The 1,425-nt window shown below is 69.5% G+C and carries 1 protein-coding gene; it reads right to left on the reverse strand.

Annotated elements, in window-relative coordinates; genetic code table 11:
• Positions 1-7: 7 nt before the first annotated feature.
• Positions 8-1,315 carry an ISL3 family transposase gene (locus FS770_RS13535; protein WP_145012777.1) on the reverse strand — a complete coding sequence of 436 codons (1,308 nt, stop codon included), beginning with the start codon at positions 1,313-1,315 and terminating at the stop codon, positions 8-10.
• Positions 1,316-1,425: the final 110 nt, after the last annotated feature.

Genomic DNA, 1,425 nt, shown 5'->3' on the forward strand with positions numbered 1-1,425 from the left:
GGGCTCTTCAGGATCCAGGGTGTAGTCGCGGCCTGAACCCGCCGGTCTCCAGGAGCGATCTGGCGATGTAGTTGGTGAGGTTGCGGAACCCGAGCGTGGAGCCGCGCAGGTGTTCGAGCCGGCCGTTGATCGCCTCGGTCGGGCCGTTGGATGTACCAGGACGATCGAAGTAGGCCAGCACGTCGGTGGCCCGCTTGGTCAGGGTCCGGCCGAGCGTGATCACCTCGCTCAACGCACCCGGGACGCCGTGGCTGAGGGAGTGGATCAGCCGCTGCATCAGCGCTCGGCCTCGGGCCCGGTCGGGTTCTCGGTAGGCGGCGATCATCCTCTGGTAGATCCCCCAGGTGGCCTCGACCTCGACGTGGGCGTCGGCCGTGAACAGCTTCTCCAGCCGGTCCCGCTGCTTGTCGGTGAGCAGGTCCGCTCCGGTGTGCAGGGTCCGGCGAGCCGAGTAGAGGGGATCGCCGGCCCGGCCGCGGTGGCCACGGGTGTCCTGCTGAACGCGGCGCCGGCACTGATCCAGGGCATCGCCGGCCAGGCGCACGACGTGGAAGGGATCCATGACCGCGGTCGCCTCGGGCAGCTCCTCGGTGGTGGCGGTCTTGAACCCGCTGAACCCGTCCATCGCGACTACTTCCACGCCCTGGCGCCAAGGGTTCTCGCGCTCGGCCAACCATGTCTTGAACGCCTGTTTGGAGCGGCCCTCGACCATGTCCAGCAGGCGTGAGGGCCCGGTGCCGTCCCGGACCGGGGTGAGGTCGATGATGACGGTGACGTACTTGTCGCCGCGGCGGGTGTGGCGCCAGACGTGCTCGTCGACGCCGATGACCTTGACCCCGTCGAACCGGCCGGGGTCGTCGATGAGCACCCGCTTGCCCTCGGCCAGCACGGCGTCGTTGGCGGTGTTCCACGAGACTCCCAGGCCTTCGGCGACGCGGGCCACGGTCAGGTGCTGGCACACGATCCCTTCCAGCGCCCACCGCAGACCGCGACGGGAGAGCCTCGCCCGCGGCTCGGCCGCCTTGGTGGTGTCCTGGCGCCACACGTGTCCGCACCCGGTGCACCGGTAGCGGCGAACCGTGACCAGCAGCGTCGTAGGTCGCCAGCCCAGCGGCTCGTGCGCCAGGCGCCGCACCACGGTGTCGCGGGGCGTGCCCTCGCAGCCGCAGCGTCGGCACCACTGGTCCGGTTCCAGGACCCGGCAGGCCAGGATCGCCTGCTCGGGCTCGAGGCGCTGACCGACGACGTCAAGACCGAGCTCGTCGAGACGGCAGAAGGTGGTCAAGTCAGGGCAGGCGAAGGTAGCGTCAGGCACGTCGAGGTCTTCCAGATGAGGCGTGTAGGAACCTTCATCTTCGGGAGGCCTCGACCCCTATCCGGCGACCGACGCGCCGACCCCAACTACACCCTGGATCCTGAAGAGCC

Source organism: Kocuria salsicia (assembly GCF_007681555.1).
In the GTDB taxonomy this organism is placed as follows: Bacteria; Actinomycetota; Actinomycetes; order Actinomycetales; family Micrococcaceae; genus Kocuria; species Kocuria salsicia.